The sequence below is a fragment of the Citrobacter sp. Cpo045 genome, assembly GCF_030332875.1.
Lineage (GTDB): Bacteria > Pseudomonadota > Gammaproteobacteria > Enterobacterales > Enterobacteriaceae > Citrobacter > Citrobacter portucalensis.
In genome coordinates, this window is the sequence record NZ_JAOWGZ010000107.1 from 108,032 (window position 1) to 133,420 (window position 25,389).

The 25,389-nt window shown below is 52.4% G+C and carries 26 protein-coding genes and 1 pseudogene; 9 read left to right on the forward strand and 18 right to left on the reverse strand.

What is annotated here, in order from left to right:
- The first annotated feature begins 319 nt into the window (after positions 1–319).
- The 3 genes from yhhY to tssD all read left to right on the forward strand — a co-directional run bounded on the left by yhhY (position 320) and on the right by tssD (position 3,147).
- Positions 320–808 carry an N-acetyltransferase gene (yhhY, locus tag OGY13_RS22370; RefSeq protein WP_008786353.1) on the forward strand — a complete coding sequence of 163 codons (489 nt, stop codon included), beginning with the start codon at positions 320–322 and terminating at the stop codon, positions 806–808.
- 46 nt (positions 809–854) lie between these two features.
- The gene (locus OGY13_RS22375) at positions 855–1,739 is read left to right on the forward strand and encodes a hypothetical protein (RefSeq protein WP_060682885.1); all 885 of its coding nucleotides are present in this window, start codon (positions 855–857) and stop codon (positions 1,737–1,739) included.
- A 268-nt stretch (positions 1,740–2,007) separates the two neighbouring features.
- On the forward strand, positions 2,008–3,147 hold the full coding sequence (gene tssD, locus OGY13_RS22380; protein ID WP_213752485.1) for a type VI secretion system tube protein TssD: 1,140 nt from the start codon (positions 2,008–2,010) through the stop codon (positions 3,145–3,147).
- Between the two features lie 310 nt (positions 3,148–3,457).
- Here the strand turns inward: tssD and ggt are convergent, their stop codons facing one another.
- Complete coding sequence (gene ggt, locus OGY13_RS22385; protein ID WP_213752484.1) at positions 3,458–5,203, reverse strand: gamma-glutamyltransferase; 1,746 nt, start codon at positions 5,201–5,203, stop codon at positions 3,458–3,460.
- Between the two features lie 118 nt (positions 5,204–5,321).
- On the opposite strand from ggt, the gene OGY13_RS22390 reads away from it, so the two are divergent.
- Positions 5,322–5,762 (forward strand): DUF2756 family protein, encoded by a 441-nt coding sequence (locus tag OGY13_RS22390; protein ID WP_048215386.1) that lies wholly within the window; start codon positions 5,322–5,324, stop codon positions 5,760–5,762.
- Here OGY13_RS22390 and ugpQ read toward each other — a convergent pair.
- From ugpQ to livK, 11 genes are all read right to left on the reverse strand, one after another.
- Positions 5,759–6,502 carry a glycerophosphodiester phosphodiesterase gene (gene ugpQ / locus OGY13_RS22395; protein WP_213752483.1) on the reverse strand — a complete coding sequence of 248 codons (744 nt, stop codon included), beginning with the start codon at positions 6,500–6,502 and terminating at the stop codon, positions 5,759–5,761. The genes OGY13_RS22390 and ugpQ overlap by 4 nt on opposite strands.
- Positions 6,499–7,569 carry a sn-glycerol-3-phosphate import ATP-binding protein UgpC gene (locus OGY13_RS22400; RefSeq protein ID WP_213752482.1) on the reverse strand — a complete coding sequence of 357 codons (1,071 nt, stop codon included), beginning with the start codon at positions 7,567–7,569 and terminating at the stop codon, positions 6,499–6,501. The genes ugpQ and OGY13_RS22400 overlap by 4 nt, the downstream gene beginning before the upstream one ends.
- Before the next feature lie 2 nt (positions 7,570–7,571).
- Positions 7,572–8,417: a sn-glycerol-3-phosphate ABC transporter permease UgpE gene (gene ugpE / locus OGY13_RS22405; RefSeq protein WP_003023450.1), complete on the reverse strand. Its 846-nt coding sequence runs from the start codon at positions 8,415–8,417 to the stop codon at positions 7,572–7,574.
- Positions 8,414–9,301, reverse strand: coding sequence for a sn-glycerol-3-phosphate ABC transporter permease UgpA (gene ugpA / locus OGY13_RS22410; RefSeq protein WP_003837841.1), 888 nt, complete (start codon positions 9,299–9,301; stop codon positions 8,414–8,416). Before ugpA ends, ugpE begins: the two co-directional genes overlap by 4 nt.
- 110 nt (positions 9,302–9,411) lie before the next feature.
- Positions 9,412–10,728, reverse strand: a complete 1,317-nt coding sequence (gene ugpB / locus OGY13_RS22415) for a sn-glycerol-3-phosphate ABC transporter substrate-binding protein UgpB (RefSeq protein WP_003827583.1) — start codon at positions 10,726–10,728, stop codon at positions 9,412–9,414.
- 247 nt (positions 10,729–10,975) lie between these two features.
- On the reverse strand, positions 10,976–11,257 hold the full coding sequence (locus tag OGY13_RS22420) for a hypothetical protein (RefSeq protein ID WP_213752481.1): 282 nt from the start codon (positions 11,255–11,257) through the stop codon (positions 10,976–10,978).
- Between the two features lie 101 nt (positions 11,258–11,358).
- Positions 11,359–12,072 carry a high-affinity branched-chain amino acid ABC transporter ATP-binding protein LivF gene (livF, locus tag OGY13_RS22425; protein WP_003827581.1) on the reverse strand — a complete coding sequence of 238 codons (714 nt, stop codon included), beginning with the start codon at positions 12,070–12,072 and terminating at the stop codon, positions 11,359–11,361.
- A gap of 17 nt (positions 12,073–12,089) precedes the next feature.
- The gene (livG, locus tag OGY13_RS22430; protein ID WP_003023438.1) at positions 12,090–12,857 is read right to left on the reverse strand and encodes a high-affinity branched-chain amino acid ABC transporter ATP-binding protein LivG; all 768 of its coding nucleotides are present in this window, start codon (positions 12,855–12,857) and stop codon (positions 12,090–12,092) included.
- A complete protein-coding gene (gene livM, locus OGY13_RS22435) occupies positions 12,854–14,131 on the reverse strand; it encodes a branched chain amino acid ABC transporter permease LivM (protein WP_048215381.1) in 1,278 nt (425 codons plus the stop codon). The genes livG and livM overlap by 4 nt, the downstream gene beginning before the upstream one ends.
- Entirely contained in the window at positions 14,128–15,054 is a 927-nt protein-coding gene (livH, locus tag OGY13_RS22440; RefSeq protein WP_003827575.1) for a high-affinity branched-chain amino acid ABC transporter permease LivH, read from the reverse strand. Before livH ends, livM begins: the two co-directional genes overlap by 4 nt.
- Positions 15,055–15,115: 61 nt before the next feature.
- Complete coding sequence (gene livK, locus OGY13_RS22445; RefSeq protein ID WP_003023433.1) at positions 15,116–16,225, reverse strand: high-affinity branched-chain amino acid ABC transporter substrate-binding protein LivK; 1,110 nt, start codon at positions 16,223–16,225, stop codon at positions 15,116–15,118.
- A gap of 423 nt (positions 16,226–16,648) precedes the next feature.
- Between livK and panM the strand changes: the two genes are divergently transcribed.
- Entirely contained in the window at positions 16,649–17,032 is a 384-nt protein-coding gene (panM, locus tag OGY13_RS22450; RefSeq protein ID WP_003827573.1) for an aspartate 1-decarboxylase autocleavage activator PanM, read from the forward strand.
- Positions 17,017–17,144 (forward strand): annotated as a pseudogene (locus OGY13_RS25185) (hypothetical protein). Before panM ends, OGY13_RS25185 begins: the two are co-directional and overlap by 16 nt.
- Before the next feature lie 83 nt (positions 17,145–17,227).
- Here the strand turns inward: OGY13_RS25185 and OGY13_RS22455 are convergent.
- From OGY13_RS22455 to ftsY, 5 genes are all read right to left on the reverse strand, one after another.
- On the reverse strand, positions 17,228–18,331 hold the full coding sequence (locus tag OGY13_RS22455; RefSeq protein WP_213752480.1) for a branched-chain amino acid ABC transporter substrate-binding protein: 1,104 nt from the start codon (positions 18,329–18,331) through the stop codon (positions 17,228–17,230).
- Between the two features lie 320 nt (positions 18,332–18,651).
- Positions 18,652–19,506 (reverse strand): RNA polymerase sigma factor RpoH, encoded by an 855-nt coding sequence (rpoH, locus tag OGY13_RS22460; RefSeq protein WP_003023425.1) that lies wholly within the window; start codon positions 19,504–19,506, stop codon positions 18,652–18,654.
- A 270-nt stretch (positions 19,507–19,776) separates the two neighbouring features.
- Positions 19,777–20,835: a permease-like cell division protein FtsX gene (gene ftsX, locus OGY13_RS22465; RefSeq protein ID WP_003837835.1), complete on the reverse strand. Its 1,059-nt coding sequence runs from the start codon at positions 20,833–20,835 to the stop codon at positions 19,777–19,779.
- Positions 20,828–21,496: a cell division ATP-binding protein FtsE gene (ftsE, locus tag OGY13_RS22470; RefSeq protein ID WP_003023420.1), complete on the reverse strand. Its 669-nt coding sequence runs from the start codon at positions 21,494–21,496 to the stop codon at positions 20,828–20,830. The genes ftsX and ftsE overlap by 8 nt, the downstream gene beginning before the upstream one ends.
- 2 nt (positions 21,497–21,498) lie before the next feature.
- Complete coding sequence (ftsY, locus tag OGY13_RS22475) at positions 21,499–23,025, reverse strand: signal recognition particle-docking protein FtsY (protein WP_213752479.1); 1,527 nt, start codon at positions 23,023–23,025, stop codon at positions 21,499–21,501.
- A gap of 275 nt (positions 23,026–23,300) precedes the next feature.
- On the opposite strand from ftsY, the gene rsmD reads away from it, so the two are divergent.
- Together rsmD and OGY13_RS22485 are read left to right on the forward strand one after the other, a co-directional pair.
- Positions 23,301–23,897: a 16S rRNA (guanine(966)-N(2))-methyltransferase gene (gene rsmD / locus OGY13_RS22480; protein WP_032945257.1), complete on the forward strand. Its 597-nt coding sequence runs from the start codon at positions 23,301–23,303 to the stop codon at positions 23,895–23,897.
- Positions 23,887–24,162 carry a DUF1145 family protein gene (locus OGY13_RS22485; RefSeq protein WP_003023415.1) on the forward strand — a complete coding sequence of 92 codons (276 nt, stop codon included), beginning with the start codon at positions 23,887–23,889 and terminating at the stop codon, positions 24,160–24,162. The genes rsmD and OGY13_RS22485 overlap by 11 nt, the downstream gene beginning before the upstream one ends.
- A gap of 99 nt (positions 24,163–24,261) precedes the next feature.
- Here OGY13_RS22485 and OGY13_RS22490 read toward each other — a convergent pair whose 3' ends face one another.
- Positions 24,262–24,621: a DUF2500 domain-containing protein gene (locus OGY13_RS22490; protein WP_213752478.1), complete on the reverse strand. Its 360-nt coding sequence runs from the start codon at positions 24,619–24,621 to the stop codon at positions 24,262–24,264.
- Between the two features lie 141 nt (positions 24,622–24,762).
- Here OGY13_RS22490 and OGY13_RS22495 point away from each other — a divergent pair, with 141 nt between their 5' ends.
- A complete protein-coding gene (locus OGY13_RS22495) occupies positions 24,763–25,389 on the forward strand; it encodes a lysoplasmalogenase (protein WP_003827558.1) in 627 nt (208 codons plus the stop codon).

The following is a 25,389-nucleotide window of genomic DNA, read 5'->3' on the forward strand; positions in this document are numbered from 1 at the left end:
TATTCACGGCCTGCGCGCAGCAACCGGAGCGTACACAGAGTACGTGAGGATTGCGAGCACAGCCCGGGATTAAGCTGGCAAGCAAACTAGCCCGAAACCCAGCCAAAAAAAAAGCCAGCAAAAGCTGGCTAAAGTAATACTGGAAGCAATGTGAGCAATGTCGTGCTTTCAGGTTCTCCGTAGGGGTTCCCCTGAACGCAGAGCAATAATAATCATTCTCATTCGCACTTGTCTACTTCTTTTTGCAAAAAAATGCAGTTGACGGATTTTTCTTTCTCAGCGAGTGTAAATGCACAATTAACCCTGCAGGAGATAAGGAATGAGTGAGATAGTGATACGCCACGCTGAACCGAAAGATTACGACGCAATTCGTCAGATCCACGCCCAGCCGGAGGTGTACCACAACACGCTACAGGTTCCTCATCCTTCTCTCGAAATGTGGCAAGCGCGGCTAACCGAGCAAGCCGGTGTCAAACAGCTGGTTGCCTGCATTGATGATATCGTCGTGGGGCATCTCTGTATTGAGGTCGCGCAGCGCCCGCGCCGCAGCCACGTGGCCGATTTTGGTATCTGCGTGGATGGCAGGTGGCACAATCGTGGCGTTGCCAGCGCGCTGATTCGTACGATGATCGACATGTGCGACAACTGGCTGCGCGTCGAGCGCATTGAGCTGACGGTATTTGTTGATAATGAGCCTGCTGTAGCAGTCTATAAGAAGTACGGCTTTGAAATCGAAGGCACCGGTAAGAAATACGGCCTGCGCAACGGTGAGTATGTTGATGCCTACTTTATGGCGCGCGTGAAATAAATTTAAGGGCGAGCCTTATCGCCCTGCTTATTGAAAGGACGCAATAGTGAAAAAGTTTCTTCCCCTGCTTTTGCTGGCCTCGCTCTCCCCTGCTTTTGCCACTACCGTACAAAATCTCGATTCCGTAGCCAGTGCTATCCAACATCCTGAAGGTAAACAGATTTTTGCTGAGCAAATGGCAGGAGCAACCCCTGCGAAAGGATTTGGTGAGCTTCCTCAGGGCTTATCTGAAAAGCAGTGGATTGCATGGGTTGCACCGAATGAAGATCCTGACAATCTGATCCTGACCGGTGCTAAATCTTGGGGAAAAGACGGTAAATATATTGGCATTGCCTGTTTCGCCGATAATAAGGCTGACGCCGAGCAAGCAAAAAAATACGCGGATAACACCTGCCCGGAAAACTACAGCAACGGGCGCGCTAATAAATTATATCTCGGCATTTTTTCCTGGCAGAAGCCGCAGCTAACGCCGATTGCACGCTCGGAAAAACCGTTAAACCAGCTCTCAGAGTGGAATAAAGCCGCTGAAAAAGAGAGCGATGATGAGTCCGTCAGACCGCTGGCTTATTATACAAAGCTGGATCTGGCACCGTACCGGATAGCACCCGATACCCTGGCATTCGGGGTGCGGGGTGGATACTCTGATGCGTATTCCGGCGGCGGCGCATTTTATGAAGTGCTGGAACTCTACACCATCAAAGACAGCAAGATAATCAACGTGTTTTCTGACCTTGTTTATTACTATTCGGACATTGCTGGAGACTGGAATAAAGACGGCACAAGGCAGCACGACATCAGCGAAAGTAAGTACATTCTCAAAATGCGCTCGGCAAAGACGCACGGATTTTATGACTTAGAGCGCGTTAGCCTACAGGATAAAAGCAGCCAAATATTCCGCTGGTCCGAATCACTGCAGCGATATGCGCCATAACCTACCGGTCAGGCCTACATCGTTCAGAACGCTGTAGGCTGTTGATATGGGTTAATAAACATCAATGAAAACTCCATCAATAATCCTCCATTATAAAATAAATAAAAATTACGCCCTTAGCTATTTATATTCAGATTCCCCTCAAGAAAATTCATTTAAAGTGAAACGTTTTATTTCTGCTATATACGAACGCCATCAGAAAGCGTAATAAAAACAAAAATCAATTTATCGTTTTTATGACAGTAAGTAATAAAAGGATATGGATGTCATGAGTGATATCGTCTATCTGATGGTTTCAGGGCAGCAGCAGGGTGCTATTTCTGACGGATGCGGAACCATTGCATCCGTGGGTAACCGCTGGCAAATAGGGCACGAAGACGAAATTTTTACTTTTTCGCTGTCTAATAGTATAACCAGTACTGGTAGAGGTTCACATTTTCACGGACTGCAATTTTGCAAACTGATAGATAAAAGCACCCCATTGTTTATAAATGCTATTAACAACAACGAGCAGTTGTATATGGAATTTTATTTCTACCGCATCAATAGGTTCGGTAGATGGGAAAAATATTATTATATTCAACTGCGGGGAGCATTTCTATCAGCCATTCAACACCAATTCATCGAGAATAATTTAGACACAGAAACAATAACCATCAACTATGAATATATCCTCTGCAAACATCTTATTGCCAACACTGAGTTCAGCTACCTGGCGTTGCCCGAAAACTACAACCGCCTGTTTATCCCCCGACCAAAAACCCCCGCAGACAACGGCCTCAAAACGTTAAACAGCAAAGGGGTTGGCAGATTGCTTGCTGCCGGAGGGATCTACAACGGCAATATCGACAGTTTCAGGGAAACGGCGAAAAAGCTGGGTGGCGATGCTCCTGCGGGTTACGAGCAGGTTATGGATAACAAAGGATTGCTGATTCTTGGTGCTTCAGTAGCTGCAGGCTTAACTATGGGAAGGATGAAATTTCCTGAATTAGAAGAACTGGAGCAGTTTGGAGCGAAAGGAACTTATACATCAAGGCCATTTGATCCAGATAAAGCGGGAGGCCCTGTTGAACATCTTACAACTGAAGGCGTAAATATTACCCATGAAGGAATTGCAATTGTAGAAAAACACATATCTCGCTTCGATCCAGATCCTGGTAATGAATTTATGGTAAGCCGTTTAAAAAAGATAGCGAACGGTGAATTGTTACCAGAACAAGTGGATTTAAACTACTACACTCATGAATGTCGAGAGTATCAACGTTATTGCAATTTAGGTTGGGAAACTGGCAGGCCAAGCGATAACCAAGAGGCTTATGATCTATGGAATAACACGCATACATCAACACTCGAAGATTATAGAATAACTGGTAATGACCTTTATCACCCGGATGCACCATCATGGTAAACGATACTGAACTTAACATATTGAAATTATTAGCTTCCAGAGATGACGTAAATTGGACCTGGTATAATCTTGATCGCGCAATGACCAGTAGGAGAATGGATGGAGTTGGTAACGTAGTTAGGCTCATAAATAACCTATCCAAAGCGGGTTTAGTCGATATAGTAGCAAGAACCCCCTCAGGAATGGATTATTATCGCGTATCCGCCCAAGGCCATAAGTTGCTAATCGAAATTGACCGGTATCACCAAGACCATTCACTATAGTAAAAAATATTTGTCAAGCCCTCTCCCATCGAAGAGGGCCGTCATCCTTAGTATCCCGCCGTTAAATCATCCACGGAACGCGGGTCAGAAGCACCATACAGTGCGCCATCCGGTCCAACCATAATGCTCTGCGTGCTGCCCATCGCCTCTTTCAGCGCGACTTTCTGTCCTTTTTGCTCCAGCAGCTTGATTGTATCCGGGCTGAAGCCCTTCTCGATGCGCAGTTCATCCGGCAACCACTGATGATGGAAACGCGGCGCGTTGGTCGCTTCGGCGACGTTCATCCCGAAATCAATGCTGTTGACCACCATTTGCAGTACGGTAGTGATGATTCGGCTTCCACCTGGGCTGCCGGTAACCAGCCAGGTTTTCCCGTCTTTTACCACGATAGTCGGCGACATCGATGACAGCGGACGCTTCTTCGGCCCAACCGCGTTGGCATCACCGCCCACCAGTCCATAAACGTTCGGCACGCCCGGCTTGGCGGAGAAATCGTCCATTTCATTATTCAGCAGAATACCGGTGTTACCCGCCACGATGCCGGTCCCGAAGGTGGTATTCAGGGTATAGGTCACCGCCACGGCATTGCCGTCTTTATCCACTACCGAGAAGTGCGTAGTCTGGTTGCTTTCATACGGGGCGAGCTTGCCAGGTTTGATCTGGCTGGAGGGCTTAGCCTTGTTGATATCAATCTGATCGGCAAGCGTTTTAGCATAAGCTTTGTTGGTCAGCGCTTGCCACGGCACTTTCACAAAATCCGGGTCGCCCAGATATTCTGAACGGTCGGCGTAAGCATATTTCTCCGCTTCAGCCATAACCTGCATAGCATCGGCGCTGCCAAACCCGTACTTCTTCATATCGAAGTTTTCGAGAATATTGAGGATCTGCACGATGTGAATACCGCCAGAGGACGGCGGCGGCATGGAGAAGACCTGATACCCGCGATAGTCACCGCTGATCGGCGTGCGCTCCACGGCTTTATAGCTGGCTAAATCCTCTTTGGTCATCAGCCCGCCGTTCTTCTGCATTTCCCCGGCTATCTGATCGGCAATAGCCCCTTTATAAAACGCATCCGGGCCATTCTCGGCAATCATTTCCAGGCTTTTCGCCAGATTCTTTTGCACCAGCTTGTCGCCCTTTTTCAGCGGCTCGCCGTCCTTCCAGAAAATGGCTTTGCTATTCTCGTGATTAGGGAGCACTTCGCTGCCATAGGTTTTCAGATCGTCGGCCAGCGCGTCATTAACCACAAAGCCCTCTTCCGCCAGCTTCATCGCCGGGCGCACCACTTTGTTTAGCGGCATCGTGCCGTATTTCTCCAGCGCCAGCGAGAAACCCGCCACGGTACCCGGCGTACCGGATGCCAGATGCGACGTCAGCGACTTTTTCGCATCGGCGTTGCCCTGCTCATCAAGGAACATATCACGGGTCGCGCCAGCAGGCGCCATTTCACGAAAATCGATCGCGGTGGTGTTACCGTCTTTGGTACGCAGCAGCATAAAACCACCGCCGCCCAGATTGCCCGCCTGGGGATGCGTCACCGCCAACGCATAGCCAACGGCCACGGCGGCATCAACGGCATTCCCGCCCTGTTTAAGAATGTCCACCCCAACCTGGGTAGCTAAAGCATCCACGGAGGCCACCATCCCTTGCTTAGCGCGTACGGGATGGAACACATCTTCCTCGACTCCGTAAGATACCGGCGTTGGCGCAGCCGGCGCGGCAGCAACGCTAAAACAACTTCCTGAGAGCAGAGCAGCAATGGCTACCCGGCGTAAAAACGTCGGTTTTATCATCGTTATTCTCCAGATGTATAGGGGTCGGCCCCCACTAAGCCTGGTGCATAACTCTGAAATAATCATCGTAACGGCGAGAAAGGAGTAAACTTAAGAGATCCCCGAGAGGAGAAAAGCGATGAAACGACTCTTACTTTTAGCCATGCTGTTGCCGTTTGCAGGCTTTGCACAGCCCATCAACACCATGAATAACCCGAACCAACCCGGTTATCAGATCCCGAGTCAGCAGCGTATGCAAACACAAATGCAAACGCAGCAAATTCAGCAGAAAGGGATGCTCAACCAACAGTTGCAAACCCAGACGCGTATGCAGCAACAGCATCTGGAAAACCAAATTAACACCAACTCCCAGCGGGTCCTTCAGTCTCAGCCAGGCGAGTTGAATCCCAGCCAGCAGCAAATGCTGCCCAACAGCAACGGTGGGATGTTGAGTGGAACCCGTAACCCGGACAGCTCTCTGAATAAGCAACATATGCTGTCAGAGAAAAAGAACGGCGACATGCTGAAGCCCTCCAGCACGCCGCAGCCTAACGTTCCGTTAAAAACGATTGGGCCTTAAAAAGGTTGGAAATCCGGACCAATCGTATCAATGGCATCGGTACAGATGCAGTCCACGCCCCAGCGCAGCAGTTCTGCCGCGCGCTGGGGTCGGTTGACGGTATATACCAGAATACGTAGCCCCGCATCGCGCAGCGCATCCACACGCGCTTCATCCAGCAGTTTGTGATTAAGATGAATAGAGACGCAGCCAAGCCGCATGGTCAGCTCGCGCCAGTCCTCGCGCCATTCATCAAGCAGCAAGCCTCTCGGCAGTTCAGGTACCGCCTGCTGCGCCGCTTCAAGTGCATCAGTTTCAAAGGATGACAATAGTGGCGGCGTCATTCCCGCCCACAGTTCCCGCGCGGCCAGCGCCACGACTTTGCCGGTTAACGTTCCGGTGCCGGTTGTGGGTTTAATTTCAATATTCGCCATCATACCGTGCTGACGGCAGCGCTCGGCCACTTGCGAGAGCTGCGGCAGCGGTTCACCTTTAAACTCACCGCTAAACCAGCCGCCGGCGTCCACGCGCAATAAATCCTGCCAGTTCAGCTCGCCTGCCACGCCCCAGCCGTTGCTGGTTCGCTCCAGGTTGTCGTCATGCAGTAAGAAGATCTCACCGTCTTTCGACAATTTAGCGTCAAACTCGATCATGGTATGCCCGTATCGCGCCCCCACGTCGATCGCCGCCAGGGTGTTTTCCGGGGCCAGCTTACCGCCGCCACGATGGGCGACAATATGGGGGTAAGGCCAGTTACTCATACGCGTTGTCCTGTTTCGCCATCAAAAAGATGCAGATGTTTTTCCGGCAGATGCAGCCACAGCGTGCTGCCTGCCGTCGGGCGATGCTGATGCGCCAGTCGCACCACCAGCTTTTGCTCACCCCAGCGTCCGTGTGCCAGGTTATCTGCGCCCAGCATTTCCAGTGTATCAACAACCAACGGCACGCCGCCTTCGGCCTGCGAGCTTAGCGCAATATGCTCTGGGCGGATACCCAATGTCATGTTACGCCCAATAGCCTCTCTCGCGCTTCTGCCGATGGGTAGCGTCATGCCACCCTCCAGTTCAAAATGGGTGCCCGAGGTACTGATGCACCCGTCCAGCAGGTTCATTGCCGGGCTGCCGATAAAACTCGCCACAAAGCGGCTGGCAGGCTTTTCATACACCTCAACCGGTGTACCTATCTGCTCGGCAATGCCTTTGTTCATCACCATCACCCGTTGGGCGAGGGTCATCGCTTCAACCTGGTCGTGCGTCACGTATAGCGAAGTGGTTTTCAGGCGGCGATGCAGATGTTGTAACTCCAGACGCATCTGCACGCGCAGCTTGGCATCGAGGTTAGAAAGCGGCTCATCGAACAGGAATACCGCTGGGTCACGCACAATCGCTCGCCCCATCGCTACGCGCTGGCGCTGACCGCCAGAAAGTTCGCGCGGACGACGTTTGAGCAGCTCACCCAGCTCGAGAATACGCGCCGCCTCATTTACCCGTTCAGCAATGTGCTCCTTGCCCATCCCGCGGATTTTCAGCCCCCAGGCCATGTTTTCTTCCACGCTCATATGCGGGTAGAGCGCGTAGTTTTGAAAGACCATCGCAATGCCGCGATCCTTCGGCTCCATCTCGGTGACGCGTTTATTATCAATCCAGATATCGCCACCGCTCACCCGCTCCAGCCCAGCCACCATCCGCAGCAGCGTAGACTTTCCGCAGCCGGATGGGCCAACCATCACGATAAATTCCCCGTCCGCAACGTCCAGCGTCAGCGGTTTAATCACCTGGGTTTTGCCGTCCCAGCTTTTGGTTACTGCCTGTAGTTTTAAACCAGCCATTTTTATTTCTCACTATCGACCAGACCGCGTACGAAGGCACGCTGCATGGCTAACACGATGATTACCGGAGGGATAAGCGTCAGCAGCATGGCAGCCATTACCTGGTTCCACTGCGTGGTGCCTTCACCGGTGGCGATCATGCCTTTGATACCCGCCACCGCAGTGCCCAAATTGACGTCGGTAATAATTAACAACGGCCACAAATACTGGTTCCAGCCGTAGATAAAGGTGATAACGAACAGCGCCGCCAGATTGGTTTTTGACAGTGGTAGTACGATATCGCGGAAAAAACGCATCGGTGACGCACCGTCAATTCGCGCCGCCTCAACCAGCTCATCCGGCAGGGTCATAAAGAACTGTCGGAACAGGAAGGTCGCAGTAGCCGATGCCATCAACGGCAGCGTCAGACCCGCATAGCTGTCGAGCATTTTCAGGTTGGCGATAACCTCCACGGTGGGGAAGATTCGCACCTCAACCGGCAGCATCAGGGTGATAAAAATCATCCAGAAGAACAGGTTGCGCAGCGGAAAACGGAACCAGACGATGGCGAATGCGGAGAGCATGGAGACGGTGATTTTCCCTACCGTAATACTGAACGCCATGATGAAGCTGTTAAGCATCATCAACCAGAACGGCGCGCTGTTGACGCCCACACCGTTGACCCAGATGTATTTCATGTTCTCCAGCAACTGCGTGCCGGGAACCAGCGTCATCGGCGTTTCAAACACCGCTTTGTTGTCCAGCGTCGCCGCAACAAATGCGACGTACAGCGGAAACAGGATCACCATGATCCCCATAATCAACATGGCATGGCTGAATATTGTCAGCCCACGACGGTTCTCAATCATTGGTAACGCACCTTACTTTCCACATAGCGGAACTGCACCACCGTCAAAATAATGACCAGGAACATCAGCACCACCGATTGTGCGGCGGAAGAAGCCAGATCCAACCCGACAAACCCTTCACGGTAGATCTTATAAATCAGCGTGGTCGTCGCCTGCACCGGCCCACCCGCCGTGGCGGCATCAATAACCGGGAAGGTATCAAAGAAGGCATAAACCAGATTCACCACCAGCAGAAAGAAGCTGACCGGGGCTATCAACGGCAGCGCCAGCTTAAAGAAGCGGCGAACCGGCCCTGCGCCATCAATCGCAGCAGCTTCGATCAGCGATCGCGGGATAGACTGCAGTGCGGCAAAGAAGAACAGGAAGTTGTAACTAATCTGCTTCCAGACCGACGCGAACACCACCAGAAACATTGCCTGACCGCTGTTTTGCGCATGGTTCCAGTCATAGCCAAACTCACCGAGAAAATGGGTAATCAGCCCGCGTCCTGGGTTAAACAGGAAGATCCACAATACGGCGGCGACGGCGGGCGCAACGGCATAAGGCAACAACATCAGCGTCTGGTAAAAACGGCTGCCGCGCACCACGTAATTCACCAGCGCCGCAAAAAATAACGACACCAGCAGACCGCTTACCGTGACTAACGTACTGAACTTAATGGTGGTCCAGAATGAGTCGAGGTAGTACGGGTCATGAAACAGCGCGACAAAGTTTTCCAGTCCGACAAACTGGCTGGAAAGACCAAACGGATCAACGGATTGTAGCGAGTACCACAGCGCTTCACCGGCGGGCCAGATAAAGAAAATAACGGTGATAACCAGCTGCGGAGCCACCAATAAATAGGGAAGCCAACGCGAGCGGAATACCGGACGGGATGAAGACATGTAGATTCTTTTCCTGGAAGGTGCCGGATGGCGGTGCAAGCACCTTATCCGGCCTACAAACTACGAACTTGTAGGCCTGATAAGCGCAGCGCCATCAGGCACTTATACACTTAAGACTTGGTCGATTGCTCAAAGCGGCGCAGTAACTGATTGCCACGCTCAACGGCGGCATCCAGTGCCTGCTGCGGGGTTTTCTTCCCGGTCCAGACGCTTTCCAGCTCTTCATCCACAATAGTGCGGATCTGCGGCATATTGCCCAGACGCAGCCCTTTGGTGAACGGCAACGGCGGCTTGTTCAGCATCTGGCGGGTGGCGATATCAGCCCCAGGGTTCTTCTCATAGAAGCCCTGCTCACGGGTCAGGTCGTAGGCAGCGGTGGTGATCGGCAGATAGCCGGTCTTCTGGTGCCATTCGGCAGCAATTTCAGGCTTCGCCAGGAAGTTGAGGAACTGCGCCACGCCTTCGTAGGTTGCTTTGTCTTTACCCTGCATCACCCACAGGCTGGCCCCACCGATAATCGCATTCTGCGGCGCGCCCTTCACATCAGCATCGTACGGCATCATCCCGACGCCATAGTTGAATTTAGCGTAGTGACGGATGTCAGCCAGAGAACCGGAAGAGGCGGTGGTAATGGCACAATCCCCGTTGTAGAACTTCTCGGTGGATTCGTCCTTACGCCCGAAGTAGCTGAAATCACCTTTTTTGTTCAGCTCTTCCAGCAGAGCGATGTGTTTCACCTGTTCCGGTTTATTGAACTCCAGCACCGCGTCGGTACCGTCAAAGCCATTGTTTTTGGTTGCTACCGGCAGACCGTTCCAGGCGCTGAAGTTTTCAATCTGAATCCATCCCTGCCAGCCGCTGGCGTAACCGCACTTCATACCTGCGGCTTTCAGCTTCGCGGTATATTCCGCCAGATCCTGCCAGGTTTTCGGCGGCTGCTCCGGGTCTAAACCGGCTTTTTTGAAGGCATCTTTGTTGTAGTACAGCACCGGAGTGGAGCTGTTAAACGGCTGGGAGAGCAAGTGTCCGCTTTTAGAGTCGGTGTAGTAACCGGAAACGGTCGGTACGAACTGAGACTCATCGAAGTTAATGCCAGCCTCTTTGAATACTTCATAGACCGGTTTAATGGCTTTTGAGGCCATCATGGTTGCCGTACCCACTTCATAAACCTGCAGCAGCGCAGGCGCGTTTCCGGTACGGAAAGCAGCAATTCCTGCACTCAGGCTCTGCTCGTAGTTGCCTTTGTACTGCGGAACAATTTTGTAGTCGGGATTGGCTGCATTAAAACGTTGCGCCAGTGAATCAACTTCTTTACCCAGTTCGCCTTCCATTGAGTGCCAGAACGGGATAGTGGTGACCGCCAGTGCCTGACCTGCAAATGCCAGGCTAAGTGCCAGTCCTAAAGCTGTATGTCGTAACGATATCATCGGTTATCTCTCTTGTTGTGCCGGATGCGCGATATCACGCGTTTTATGCTCGCGGGGGTAACATGACATGCTCGAATGACAGAAAAATAACTTTTTTATTACAAAAAAAAGATAGTAAGGCGACAAACAGATGGCAAGGCGGTGAAAGCGTAGTGACAGGAAAATGCGGGGTGGTGCACAACAAAGCCGGATATCGCTATACCTTCTCCGGCCTGGATAGCGTTATCTGCTGCTCCAGCAAGGAAGATTAATCCCGACGCCAGCGTCGCTCATATTCATTCTGTAAACGCTGCTGCTCTCGCCGCTCACGTTCACGTTGGATATCCGATTTATCATCATCCCAGCCTGGGCATACCGAGCTGGTAAACACTTCGCAGGGCGAGTCGGATTGCACTAACGGGTTGTCCGGTTTCTCTTCCCAGATAGCGGGATCGCGCGGGTCAAACGCTGGCGGTGTTGAGGCCTGGGTGGTTAGTGAAAGCGTCAAAAACAAACTGCCAATCATCATGCAAGTACCTGAACGAATCATCCTTTCTCCATGTTCATTTTTATTATTGATAACTATTCTCAATAATAACATAGAGCAATAAAAAGGGGCCACAGCGGGCCCCTTGTCTATTCAGAGAATGATTAACCGCCCAGATACGCGCTACGCACCGCTTCGTTAGCCAGTAACGCATCACCGGTGTCTTCCAGCACCACATGACCGTTTTCCAGCACGTAGCCGCGATCGGCGAGCTTCAGCGCCTGGTTAGCGTTCTGTTCGACGAGGAAGATGGTCATCCCCTGCTCGCGCAGCTGTTCGATGGTGTTAAAAATCTGCTGGATGATAATCGGCGCCAGACCCAGCGACGGTTCATCAAGCAGCAGCAGCCTCGGCTGGCTCATCAGCGCACGGCCTATCGCCAGCATCTGCTGTTCACCGCCGGACATCGTTCCCGCACGCTGAATACGACGCTCATGCAGACGGGGAAACAGGTCATACACCCATTTGATGCGTTCCTGAAACTGGTCCTTTTCGGCAAAGAAGCCGCCCATCGCCAGGTTCTCTTCCACCGTCATGCGGGAAAACACGCGACGCCCTTCCGGCACAATCGCTACCGCTTCGCGCATGATTTTCGCCGTCTGCCAGTCGGTAATGTCTTTACCATCAAAGACGATTCGCCCGCTGGTCGCTCGCGGGTCGCCACACAATGTGCCGAGCAGCGTGGTTTTTCCCGCGCCGTTAGCACCAATCAGAGTAACGATTTCACCCTGGTTGATATACAAGCTGACGTCGTGCAGCGCCTGTATCTTGCCGTAGTGGGCGTTGACTTTGTCGAACGATAACATCGCCTTATCCATATTAATCCTCGCCCCCATTATGCTTCACCTAAATAGGCGCGGATAACATCCGGGTTATTACGAATCTGTTCCGGCGTCCCATTCGCCAGCGGCGTGCCCTGGTTCACCACGTAAATACGGTCAGAAATCCCCATCACCAGCTTCATGTCGTGCTCAATCAACAAAATGGTGGTGTTGTGATGGTTACGCAGTTCAGCAATCAGCTCGTCCAGCTCTTTGGTCTCTTTCGGGTTGAGTCCAGCAGCGGGTTCGTCGAGCATCAGGATTTCCGGCTGGGTCACCATGCAGCGGGCAATTTCCAGACGGCGCTGATCGCCATAGGCCAGGTTACTGGCCTGACGGTTGGCATGCTCCAGCAAGCCAATACGCTCCAGCCAGGTAGCGGCGCGATCCAACGCTTCACTCTGCGCGCGACGGAACGACGGGGTTTTCAACAGGCCGGAGAAAACGCCAGTTTTCAGTTGCTGATGTTGCGCCACCAGCAGGTTTTCAATCACCGTCATTTCGCGAAACAGACGCACGTGCTGGAAAGTACGTACCACGCCCATACGCGCGATTTGCTGACCCGGCAGCCCTTCCAGGTGCTGGTCGCGCAGCTTAATCGTCCCGCCGGTCGGCTTATAAAAACCGGTCAGACAGTTAAAGACCGTGGTTTTCCCCGCACCGTTCGGGCCGATTAACGAGACAATCTCCTGCGGTCGCAGTTCCAGTTCAACGTTGTTTACCGCCAGCAGACCGCCGAAGCGCATCATCAGGCCGTTAACGGATAATAATGGCTGACTCATGCCTGCTCTCCTTTTGCTTCCCCGTTTTTCAGCTTCAACTGTGGACGGGTCATCGGCAACAAGCCCTGCGGACGCCAGATCATCATCAGTACCATTAAACCACCCAGCATTAACATGCTGTATTCGTTGAAATCACGCATCAGCTCGCGTGACACCACCAGCAGGATAGCTGCGAGGATCACCGCAAACTGTGAGCCCATTCCGCCCAGTACCACAATCGCCAGCACAAAGGCCGACTCGGCAAAGGTGAAGGATTCCGGGCTGACGAAGCCCTGGCGCGCGGCAAACAGCGTACCGGCAAAACCGGCAAACGCGGCGCTGATGGTAAAGGCTGTCAGCTTGATGCGCGTAGGGTTTAAGCCCAGCGAGCGACAGGCAATTTCATCTTCACGCAGCGCTTCCCACGCACGACCCAGCGGCATACGCAGCAAACGGTTAATAACAAACAGCGAGAAGACCACCAGCAGCAGCGCCACCAGATAGAGGAAAATGACGCGGTCAGACGGATCGTACTTGACGTTAAAGAAGTTGCTGAAGGTATCCCAGCCGCCTTCACGGGCGGTACGGCTGAACTCCAGACCGAAAAAGGTCGGTTTCGGGATCTGGCTAATACCGTTTGGACCGCCGGTTACTTCGGTGTTGTTGAGCAGCAGGATGCGGACGATTTCGCCGAAGCCTAAGGTCACAATCGCCAGATAATCACCGCGCAGGCGCAGTACCGGGAAGCCGAGCAGGAAGCCCGCAGCAGCGGAAACCAGTCCCGCCAGCGGCAGACAAGTCCAGAAGCCGAGTCCGTAATAGTGGTTCAGCAGCGCGAAGGTGTAAGCGCCGATGGCATAGAAGCCGCCGTAGCCCAGCACCAGCAGGCCCGAAAGCCCTACCACCACGTTTAAGCCGAGGCCGAGGATGATATAAATCATCGTCAGCGTGGCGATATCCACCGTACCGCGTGACACCATAAACGGCCACGCCACGGCAATCACCAGCAGCGCCACCAGGAACAGCTTCTGTTTAACGGTGGAGCCATCAATCGCCGGCAGAATAAACTTTGGTCCGGAGACGCTCTTCAGGCCTTTCTGGAAGGCTGGACGCAGCAGTTGGAAAAGAAAGACCACGCCAGTGCCGATAAACACCCACTGCCAGCGGATATCCGCAGCGGTATCGACCACCAGCTTGGTACCGTCCAGCTCTAACTGAACGCCCATAAAAACGCCCGCCAGGACGAAGAACATAGCGGCAGAGAGCAGCGCCATTGCAAAATGCATCGGTTTCATACTTTCTCTACCTCCGGGCGACCCAGAATACCGGTCGGCATCACCAGCAGCACCAGAATCAGCAGCGCGAATGAAACGACGTCTTTGTATTCGGTACTCAGATAAGCAGAGGAGAGCGCTTCCGCAACGCCCAGAATCAGGCCGCCGATCATCGCCCCTGGAATGCTGCCGATGCCGCCCAGTACCGCCGCGGTAAAGGCCTTCATCCCGGCCATAAAGCCGATGTATGGGTTAATTACGCCATAGAACTGACCGAGCAGCACACCCGCTACCGCCGCCATTGCCGCACCAATCACAAAGGTCAACGCAATCACGCGATCGGTATTGATGCCGAGCAGGCTGGCCATCTTCAGGTCTTCGGCACAGGCACGGCAGGCGCGGCCCATACGGGAGTAACGGATAAACAGCGTCAGCGCCAGCATCGCCAGGAAGGTTACGATCCAGATAACCAACTGCATGGTGGTGATGGAAGCAGAGAAGTTATCGCTACTGCCGACAGTCCACTGGCCATTAAACAGGCTGGGCAGCGCCACGTCGCGCGAACCTTCCGTCAGGCTGACGTAGTTTTGCAGGAAGATGGACATCCCGATAGCGGAAATCAGCGCGATCAGGCGCTTGGAGCTGCGCACGGGCCGATACGCCACGCGTTCAATGCTCCAGCCGTAGGCGCTGGCAATGACAATCGCGCCGACGAAGCCCGCCGCGACCAGTAGCCAGCTGGAATCGATGCCCATCATCATTAGCGCAGCGATGATCATAAAGGAGACATAGCTGCCGATCATATATACCTCGCCGTGGGCGAAGTTGATCATGCCGATAATGCCGTACACCATCGTGTAACCGATGGCGATCAGCGCGTAGGTGCTTCCCAGCGTGACGCCGTTAAACATCTGCTGCAAGAAATAGAGGAACTGCTCGGACATAAGGTAACCTTTTTAAACCCGCCCGTTTTGCACGGGCGGTGGGATAACTCGTCTTCAGGTATTACTTCGCAACGGTCGAAGAACCGTCTGCATGCCACTGGAAGACACCAAACTCAAATCCCTTCAAATCGCCTTTTTCGTCCCATTTCAGCGGCCCAATCACGGTATCAGCCCCGTGTGCTTTCAGATCTTTCACCAGGTCCAGCGGCTCTTTACTACCGCTGCGATCCATTGCTGTCGCCAATGACTGGACGGCTGCATAAGTGATCCACACGTATGGTCCGGTTGGATCTTTCTTGTCAGCTTTGAGCGCATCGACGATAGCCTTATTCGCCGGATCCTGGTCATAGCGTTTTGGCATGGTTACCAGCATGCCTTCAGCAGCATCACCGGCGATGTTAGACAGCGACGCATTGCCGACGCCCTCAGGTCCCATAAACTGGGTTTTCAGTCCGACGGAACGCGCCTGACGCAACATTTGCCCCATTTCCGGGTAGTAGCCGCCGTAATAAACAAAGTCGATATTTTCTTTTTTCAGGCGAGCGATCAGCGCAGAAAAATCTTTTTCCCCGGCGGTGATACCGTCAAAGAAAACGATATTGGCTTTGCCCGCTTTCAGGCTGTCCTGCACCGAACGCGCCAGACCTTCACCGTATTGCTGTTTATCGTGAATGATGGCGATACGCTGTGGCTTCACCTTCTCCAGAATGTATTTCGCGGCGGTCGGCCCCTGAGAGGAGTCCAGGCCCGCTGTACGCATAATGTGAGCGTAACCGCGCTGGGTCAGTTCCGGGTTTGTGGCACCCGGAGAAATCATCAGAATGCCTTCATCTTCATAGATATCTGATGCGGGCTGCGTGGAAGATGAGCACAGATGTCCAATAACGTACTGAATACCGTCATTGACGATTTTGTTCGCTACCGCAACGGCCTGTTTCGGATCGCAGGCGTCGTCATATTCCACAGCGACCAGTTTGTCGCCTTTGACCCCGCCTTTGGCATTGATATCTTTAATGGCCTGACGTGCGCCATTAAATTCCATATCGCCCCACTGCGCGACCGGACCTGACATCGCGCCGACAACAGCGACCTTGATATCTTCCGCCATGACCGCGTGTGACATTGCCAGTGCTATCACCCCTGCGATGATTGTTTTCGCATTCCGTTTCATTACCTGAATCCCCATTCGTGACGTAATTAATATTTTGTATTTATGTGGTTAAAAAGCAGTCTGTGCTTTTTTTGAACTACACTATTTTTACCAGTCTCATTAATGGTTTAGCGCAGTTTTTTAAGCAAAATCAGGCTAAAATCTCTATTTTTCAGTCGATTAAGAAAAGATAATATTCTGCTTTTCACTATAGATAAACAAAAAAAAGCACGTTTGTCAGCATAAAATAACGGTACAAAGAGCCGAATAAAATGCTGCATTCCAGGGTATTATTCTGCCTGTTTTTCAATCTCTACGGTTTCAAACTGTCATTACCGTTGTTACAAAATTATTAATCTGGTTATTCACATAAAAAAGAGAAAGCATCCGGGCGAATTATTTCGGTACACTCATTCCATCTTTTGTGATTTGGACATGCTGTTAATGAAGCTGACCATCGTTCGTTTAGATAACTTTAGCGACCAGGACCAGATTGATCTGGGCAAAATCTGGCCGGAATATTCCGCCTCATCGTTAAGCGTAGATGAAACGCACCGGATCTACGCCGCACGCTTTAACGAGCGTCTGTTAGGCGCAGTTCGCGTAACCCTGAGCGGCACGCAAGGTGCATTAGATTCATTGCGCGTACGCGATATCACCCGCCGTCGCGGCGTTGGGCAGTATTTGATCGAAGAAGTCATCCGGGAAAACCCTGACGTGAGTTCATGGTGGATGGCCGACGTCGGCGTCGAAGACCGCAGCGTGATGGCCGCGTTTATGCAGGCGTTAGGGTTTACAGCCCAGGAGAATGGCTGGGAAAAAAGATAAAAAAGCCGGATGGCGCTGACGCTTATCCGGCCTACATGCTGGGAGCAAAAAATAAAAAACCACCTCGCAATTTTCCAAGAATTTCACGTTGCAGGAAGGCGGCAAGTTATGAAGTCCCCGGGAGCTTACATAAGTAAGTGACCGGGGTTGAATAACGTAGCCAACGCATTTGCAGCGCGAAAGGCACCTGGAAAATTATTTGGCGTCGGTCGCCGTCCCGTTTGCATGCCAGTCAAACACACCGAATTCAAAGCCTTTCAGATCGCCCTTCGCATCCCATGACAGCGGCCCCATTACGGTTTCCACTGAGTTTGCTTTCAGGTATTTGGCAATTTCAGCCGGGTCGTCAGACTGGTTCAGACCTGCCTGCAAGGATTGCAGCGCGGCGTAGGTGGTCCATACGAATGCGCCGCTCGGATCCTGTTTCTTGGCTTTTATCGCGTCCACGATCGGTTTGTTCGCCGGAACCTGATCGTAGTTCTTCGGTTTCGTTACCAGTAAGCCTTCTGCAGACTCACCCGCGATGTTAGACAACGACACGTTCGCTACCCCTTCTGGCCCCATAAACTGGGTTTTCAGACCCGCAGCGCGTGCCTGGCGCAGAATCTGTCCCATTTCCGGGTGGTAACCACCGTAGTAAACGAAATCGATATTCTCTTTCTTCAGACGCGCCACCTGCGTAGAGAAATCTTTCTCGCCAGCGGTGATCCCGTCGAAGAACACCACGTCAGCGTTGGCTTTCTTGAGGTTGTCCTGCACGGAACGCGCCAGGCCTTCGCCGTACTGTTGTTTGTCGTGAACGATCGCAATGCGCTTCGGCTTCACTTTTTCAACGATATATTTGGCAGCGGTTGGTCCCTGATCGGAATCCAGACCGGTGGTACGCATCACCAGGTTATAGCCGCGCGCGGTCAGCTCAGGCGCCGTTGCCGCTGGGGTGATCATCAGAATGCCTTCGTCTTCATAGATATCTGACGCAGGCTGAGTGGAAGACGAGCACAGGTGGCCGATAACATATTTAATCCCGTCGTTGACCACTTTGTTAGCTACCGCTACCGCTTGTTTCGGGTCACAGGCATCGTCATATTTCACCATGACCAGTTTGTCGCCTTTCACGCCGCCTTTGGCGTTGATATCTGCAATCGCCTGCTCTGCGCCAGTAAATTCCTGATCGCCATACTGCGCTACCGGACCGGACATCGCGCCGACGACGGCAACTTTAATATCCTTAGCAAACGCCATATTGCTCAAAGACAGGGCGATACATCCTGCCAATAACGCTTTACCCTTCATATTCATCCTGACAATCCCCATTATTGTGGTTATTACGTGTGTTGTGATGTTGTTGTTCAGCACTTTATTTCGATTATTGGATAGCCACCCGTGCTTTAGCAGCATACTCTGCTAAAACATACCCGATTTTTATTATTTTGGAATAGCTAAATTTACATCCAGATAACAAATTCGTATCTGGGGAGGGGAGGAAAGGTCGTAGGCCCGATAAGCAAAGCGCCATCGGGCAAAGGTGTTGCCGGATGGCAGCGTAAACGCCTTATCCGGCCTACAAAAAACAAAACCCCCGAATTCACATTCGAGGGTTCATTGGCAATGCGCGAAGATTACGCTTCGATCGCCGCGCGCAGTTTTTTCATGGCGTTCTTTTCAAGCTGACGAACACGTTCAGCGGAAACGCCGTAGCGATCGGCCAGTTCCTGCAACGTCGACTTGTTGTCTTCGTCCAGCCAACGGGCACGAATGATGTCCTGGCTACGCTCGTCCAGACCTTCCATTGCGTGGGTCAGTTTGTTCGCGGCCTGATCTTCCCAGTTATCTTCTTCAATGCCGTCGGCAAAATTAGAAGATTTATCCTGCAGATACAGCACCGGGGCCATCGGCTGGCTGTCAGACTCATCGTCTGAAGACATGTCAAACGTCATGTCCTGTGCCGCCATACGGGATTCCATTTCGCGCACGTCTTTGCTGGAAACACCCAGCTCGCGAGCAACCATTTCAACTTCGTCCTGGTTAAACCAGCCCAGACGCTGCTTGGTTTTACGCAGGTTAAAGAACAGCTTACGCTGTGCTTTGGTGGTCGCAACTTTAACGATACGCCAGTTACGCAGAACGTATTCGTGGATCTCAGCTTTGATCCAATGCACGGCGAAGGAAACCAGGCGCACACCCACTTCCGGGTTGAAACGGCGCACAGCTTTCATCAGGCCGATATTACCTTCCTGAATCAGATCCGCCTGCGGCAGGCCATAGCCCGCATAATTACGAGCAACATGAACAACAAAGCGCAGGTGAGACAGGATCAGCGTTTTAGCTGCTTCCAGATCGCCCTGGTAATGCAGCTTTTCAGCCAGTGCCCGCTCCTCGTCAGCCGACAACATCGGCCACGCGTTCGCAGCCCGGATGTAAGATTCCAGGTTACCAACAGGGGCTAAAGCTAAATTTTGCATTTCTTTGGTCATTCAAATCCTCTCAATCTTTTCATCTGGCGCATTGGCTAAAAACTAATTAACAAAAACCAGTAGCAACAACCATGCCAGAGCTTATGAGCAACGAGAATATCATTCAATCTTTTATCAGACAGTGATTTTATCCACAAGTTCCATGTCGTAATGTGTATAGATTACGCACAAAATGTGACATCACAATGAATACGCCGGGAAGAGATCACAGGGACTCTTTCCCTGCAGAGCGAACTACTCAGTGCAGGGAAAGATTATACCAGAGATTTTTTAATCGGGGGTAAAGTGGCGTAAATGTTGAACCGTGGCAAGCCAGGCCGCCACCCAGCCAATCATTGAGCACACCAGCAGCAATAACAGGCACTCGTCGAATGATAAGCCATTGATATCAAACTTGGTTCCAAATACCTGTGCCACCTCAGTCACCGCTGACGACAATCGCATCACCAAAATTTCTGACAAAATCAGTGAAAGAAATGCACCGGAAAAACCGAGCAGTGCACCGCCGTAGAGGAACGGACGCAGGATAAATCCATCCGTCGCGCCAATCAGTTTTTGCACGTTAATGGTATCGCGACGCGCAAAAATACTCAGACGCACGCTGTTACCGATGACGAGGAAGACCGCCGCCACCATCAGCACGCCGATCATCGCGGAAACGCGTCCGACAAGGCCCGTCAGCGCCGCCAGGCGAGCGAACCAGCTGTCATCCATTCGCACTTCATCAATACCGTTGATTTGTGCGATGCGGTCACGCAGCGTGTTCAGCGACTCCGTACCCTGGAAGTCCAGTTTCGGGATAACAACCGCCACGGCCGGAAGCGGGTTCTCTTCCAGCATATCCAGCGCGCCGCCAAAGCCAGACCAGTTACGGAATTCGCCCAGCGCGTCGTCACGAGAAAGATAATTCACTTTCTCCACGCCCTGCTCGGCCTGCAACTGACCAACCACCCGCGCCGCCGCATCATCATCCAGCGTTTTTTGCAGGTAAACGGTGATCTGCGGAGACGGATAATACTGGCTTGCCGCATGGTTTACGTTCTTATAAACCATGTAGCATACGCTTGGCAGCGTCAGGGAGATGGCAATGACCATCACCGTCAGAAACGTCGCCAGCGGCTTGCTTTTCAGGTCCTGTAACGCGCCCTGAAACGCATAACGTACCTGCTCGTTAAAGACATTAGTTTTACGCGAGTTCGGCTTTGGCGCGGCTTTCGCACGCTTTGGCGCGTTGCGACCGCCGTCACCCGGCGCACCGCCCGATTTACGAAAGCGATCCAGTCGGCCACCGAACTGTTTGATTTGGTTAATAGCGTCACGTCTATTCATGCGCCAGGCCTCCATGCAGATGTCCATCGCTCAGAACCATTTGGCGATAGGAGCGACGGGAGATCAGGCCAATATCGTGCGTGGCCATTAATACCGTGACCCCGACGCGGTTAAACTCTTCGAACAGGCGAAGGATCCCTTCTGACAGCGCGTCATCCAGGTTCCCCGTTGGTTCATCCGCCAGCAGCACCGCAGGTTTATTCACCACCGCACGGGCGATGCCGACGCGTTGTTGTTCACCGCCGGAGAGTTGAATCGGGAAGTTTTTCGCTTTGTCCAACAGCCCGACCTTATCCAGCGCCGCTGACACGCGACGACGAATATCGTCCCCGCTGGCACCCGCGATGATCAGCGGGATTGCCACATTGTCAAACACGGTTCTGTCCATCAACAGGTGGTGATCCTGAAAAATCATGCCAATCTGGCGACGCAGAAACGGCACTTCACGGTTTTTCAAACGGCTGATGTCATGCCCGCTAAAGTAGATTTTCCCGGCGCTGGGCCGTTCAATTCCACAAATCAGCTTCAGCAGGGTACTTTTCCCCGCGCCGGAGTGGCCGGTCAGAAACGCCATCTCGCCAGGCTGCATATGGAAGGTCACTCCCTGCAGCGCTTGTCTCCCACCGAGATAGGCCTTGCTGACATGTTCAAAGCGAATCATTGTTAATCCTCTCGGGCAAAAAGTGCCTCTATAAAATCGTCCGCTTTAAACGGACGTAAATCCTCGATACGTTCGCCCACACCGATATAGCGGATAGGGATGCCAAACTGATCGGCTACCGAGAAGATAACCCCGCCCTTCGCCGTACCGTCCAGCTTGGTCAGGGTGATACCGGTTAAGCCCACCGCTTCATGGAACAGTTTGGCCTGGCTTATCGCATTCTGCCCGGTGCTGGCGTCGATAGTCAGCATAACTTCATGCGGCGCATCTTCGTCCAGCTTCTTCATGACGCGAACGATTTTTTTCAATTCTTCCATCAGGTGCGATTTATTCTGCAAACGCCCTGCGGTATCAGCGATCAGCACGTCTACGTTACGCGCCTTCGCCGCCTGGATGGCATCAAAGATGACGGACGCGGAATCCGCGCCAGTATGCTGAGCAATCACCGGGATGTTGTTACGCTGACCCCAAACCTGCAGCTGTTCTACTGCCGCCGCACGGAAAGTATCACCTGCCGCCAGCATTACCGATTTACCCTGCTGCTCAAACTGACGCGCCAGCTTACCAATAGTGGTGGTTTTGCCCACGCCGTTGACGCCAACCATTAAGATAACAAATGGTGTTTTGCCATCAACATTCAGCGGTTCGTCAACCTTCGCCAGAATCTCGCCCATCTCTTCTTTCAACAGACCGTACAGCGCTTCCGCATCTTTAAGCTGCTTGCGGCTGGCGCCTTCCGTCAGATTCGCAATGATTTTGCGGGTCGTTTCTACACCCACATCAGCGATCAGCAGTTGCTCTTCCAGCTCTTCAAACAGATCATCGTCGATTTTTTTACCACGGAACAGACTGATAAATCCGGAACCGAGGTTTTCTTTTGTTTTCAGCAGGCTGCGTTTCAGACGCGCAAAGAAACCTTCTTTGGTTGGTTTTTCCTGCTCCTGGACCACCTCTTCTTCTACCGGTTCTTCTACAGCAGGTTCTTCTACCGGCACCACCATAACCGCTTCTTCAGCAGCCTCAGCGGCTAGCGCCTGTGCTTCCAGCTCTTCGTCGGTCAGTTGCGGTTCGTTTTCAGCTTCTTCTTCAGCCGCCTCAACGATTTCCACGGTTTCCGCTTCGGCCTGCCATTCTTCGGCAGAAACTTCTTCAGTTTTCACCTCTTCCGGCAGCGGCAATTCTTCGCGTTCGATAACCACCGCTGCTGGCGTTTCCACTACAGTTTCAGCAACGGGTTCAGCAACCGGCTCAATCTCCGGCTGCGCTTGTTCGGCGACAGGTTCTTCTTCCGGCTGCAGTTTTTCGATTTCCGCAACCTGTTCAGTTACTTCAACGACTTCAGCTGCAAAGGCTTGCGTTTCAGACTCGCTACGGGTTTCCTCGACGTGCGGCTGTTCGTCAACGACGGTAGTTTCTTCAGCAACCGGTTGTTGTTCTTCATTTTTTACTTCTGTCTCGTTTTCCGGTGCCTGCTCTTTTTGACCAAAGCCCAGCCAGGAAAAAAAGCCACGTTTTTTCTCTTTCGCCATTTGCGACTACACTCCCCGCTGTTGCTTCATGGCACAGCGTCAACGCTATGTACATAGCAGCTAAAAAAATGATGAAATAGTCTATCACTTATACCCAATGAATTTCGAGTTACGTCAAGGCGGCAAGCGCACGAATCCCGATGAGCTTACTTTTAGTAAGTGATTCGAGTGAGTAAGTGCAGCCAACGAAGAGGTAACTTGAAAGGCGACGGGTTAACTTAACTCACATCACCGCCTGGAATGACATGCTATAGGCGGATTGAGCAATAATAGAAATGAAAAAACCGAATCACTCTGGTAGCGGCCAGATCCGCATTATTGGCGGGCAATGGCGTGGCCGTAAACTCCCGGTTCCGGACAGCCCCGGCTTACGTCCGACCACCGACCGTGTGCGCGAAACGTTGTTTAACTGGCTGGCCCCGGTAATGGTCGATGCTCACTGTCTGGACTGCTTCGCCGGCAGCGGCGCGCTGGGGCTGGAAGCCCTCTCTCGCTATGCGGCAAATGCGACGCTTCTGGAGATGGATCGCGCGGTATCTCAGCAGCTACAAAAGAATCTCGCCACGCTGAAAGCCTCTCACGCCCGCGTCGTCAACACCAATACGCTGACATTTTTGGCTCAGGCAGGTACGCCGCATAACGTGGTATTTGTTGACCCGCCGTTTCGCAAAGGATTACTGGAAGAAACATTAACGCTTCTGGAAACTCATGGCTGGCTGGCAAATGAAGCGTATATTTACGTTGAAAGCGAAGTAGAAAACGGCTTACCGCCGGTTCCGGTGAACTGGTCGCTATACCGTGAGAAAGTCGCCGGACAGGTCGCCTATCGCTTGTACCAACGTGAAGCACAAGGAGAGCACGATGCTGATTAACCTGGGACGCCTGCTGATGCTGTGCGTCTGGGCATTTTTACTACTGAATATTTTCCAACCCTTTCCACGCCCGCTTAACATCTTCGTTAACGTCGCACTGATATTTATGGTGCTGATGCATGGCATGCAACTGGCGCTGCTAAAAAGCACCATGCCTAAAGATGGCCCGCAGATGACCAACGGAGAGAAAATCCGTATTTTTCTGTTCGGCGTCTTTGAGCTACTGGTGTGGCAGAAGAAGATTAAAGATCAGTTGAAGAAGTAGCTGTGATCTTTTCGCCCGGCGGCACGTTGCGAGCCGGGGCGAAAAATCTGTAGGCCGGATAAGGCGTAAGCCGCCATCCGGCATCAGTCAGATGACACCTTAGCGTTCAAGCGTAAAATCAACAAATCGCGAACCTTTGTAACTCAGCGTGCCTTTATCCCCGACCGTTAATGCGTGGTACTGCTGGGCACCCAGACGAAACGTCTGCTCCATCCCCCCGTTTTGTGGCTTAAAGCTGGCTTCATAGCGCATGCTGGTTCCTGCCGGGCTCACTTCCTGCTGACGGGATCGTCGATCATTTAGCGGTTTTTCCCGTTTGTTACTTACCACCACCTGCTTTTGCACCAGCGGCGCCGCATCATTATCGGCTTTTTCTCGCCGCTGCTGAACAAAGCGAAACGACGCAGTGACAACGATTAAGACAATGATAACAATGAAAAAAAGTGGTGGTTTGCTCATATTATTAACCCATCAGAAAATGCGGAAATAAGCATACATCGCCTGTTATGGTGTTGTCATCTGGCTGTGTCGACCTCTACACTGGACAGTAGAGCCGTGAGCACCCCGCTTACGAAAAAATAACGAATTCAAGGAACTAAGATGCTTTGGTCGTTTATCGCTGTCTGTCTTTCCGCATGGTTGTTCGTGGATGCTTCCTATCGTGGACCTGCCTGGCAACGCTGGGTCTTTAAGCCCCTGACGTTACTCCTGCTGGCGCTGCTGGCCTGGCAGGCGCCAATGTTTAACGCTATCAGCTATCTGGTGCTGGCTGGCCTGCTTGCCTCGCTGCTGGGCGATGCGCTGACGCTGTTACCGCGCCAACGCCTGCTGTACGCCGTGGGGGCATTCTTCCTGTCGCATCTGCTTTATACCATTTACTTCGCCAGCCAAATGACGCTGTCGTTCTTCTGGCCTTTGCCGTTGGTGCTGGTAGTGCTGGGGGCGTTGCTGATCGCCGTGATCTGGACGCGTCTGGAAGAGCTGCGTGTCGCTATCTGCACCTTTATCGGCATCACGCTGATGATGGTCTGGATGGCCGGTGAGCTGTGGTTCTTTCGACCGACCGCCCCGGCGCTGTCGGCATTTATGGGCGCATCCCTCCTGTTCATCGGCAACATTGTCTGGCTGGGTAGCCATTACCGTCGCCGCTTCCGCGCCGATAACGCTATTGCCGCCGCCTGCTACTTCGCCGGACATTTCCTGATTGTTCGTTCGTTGTATCTTTAA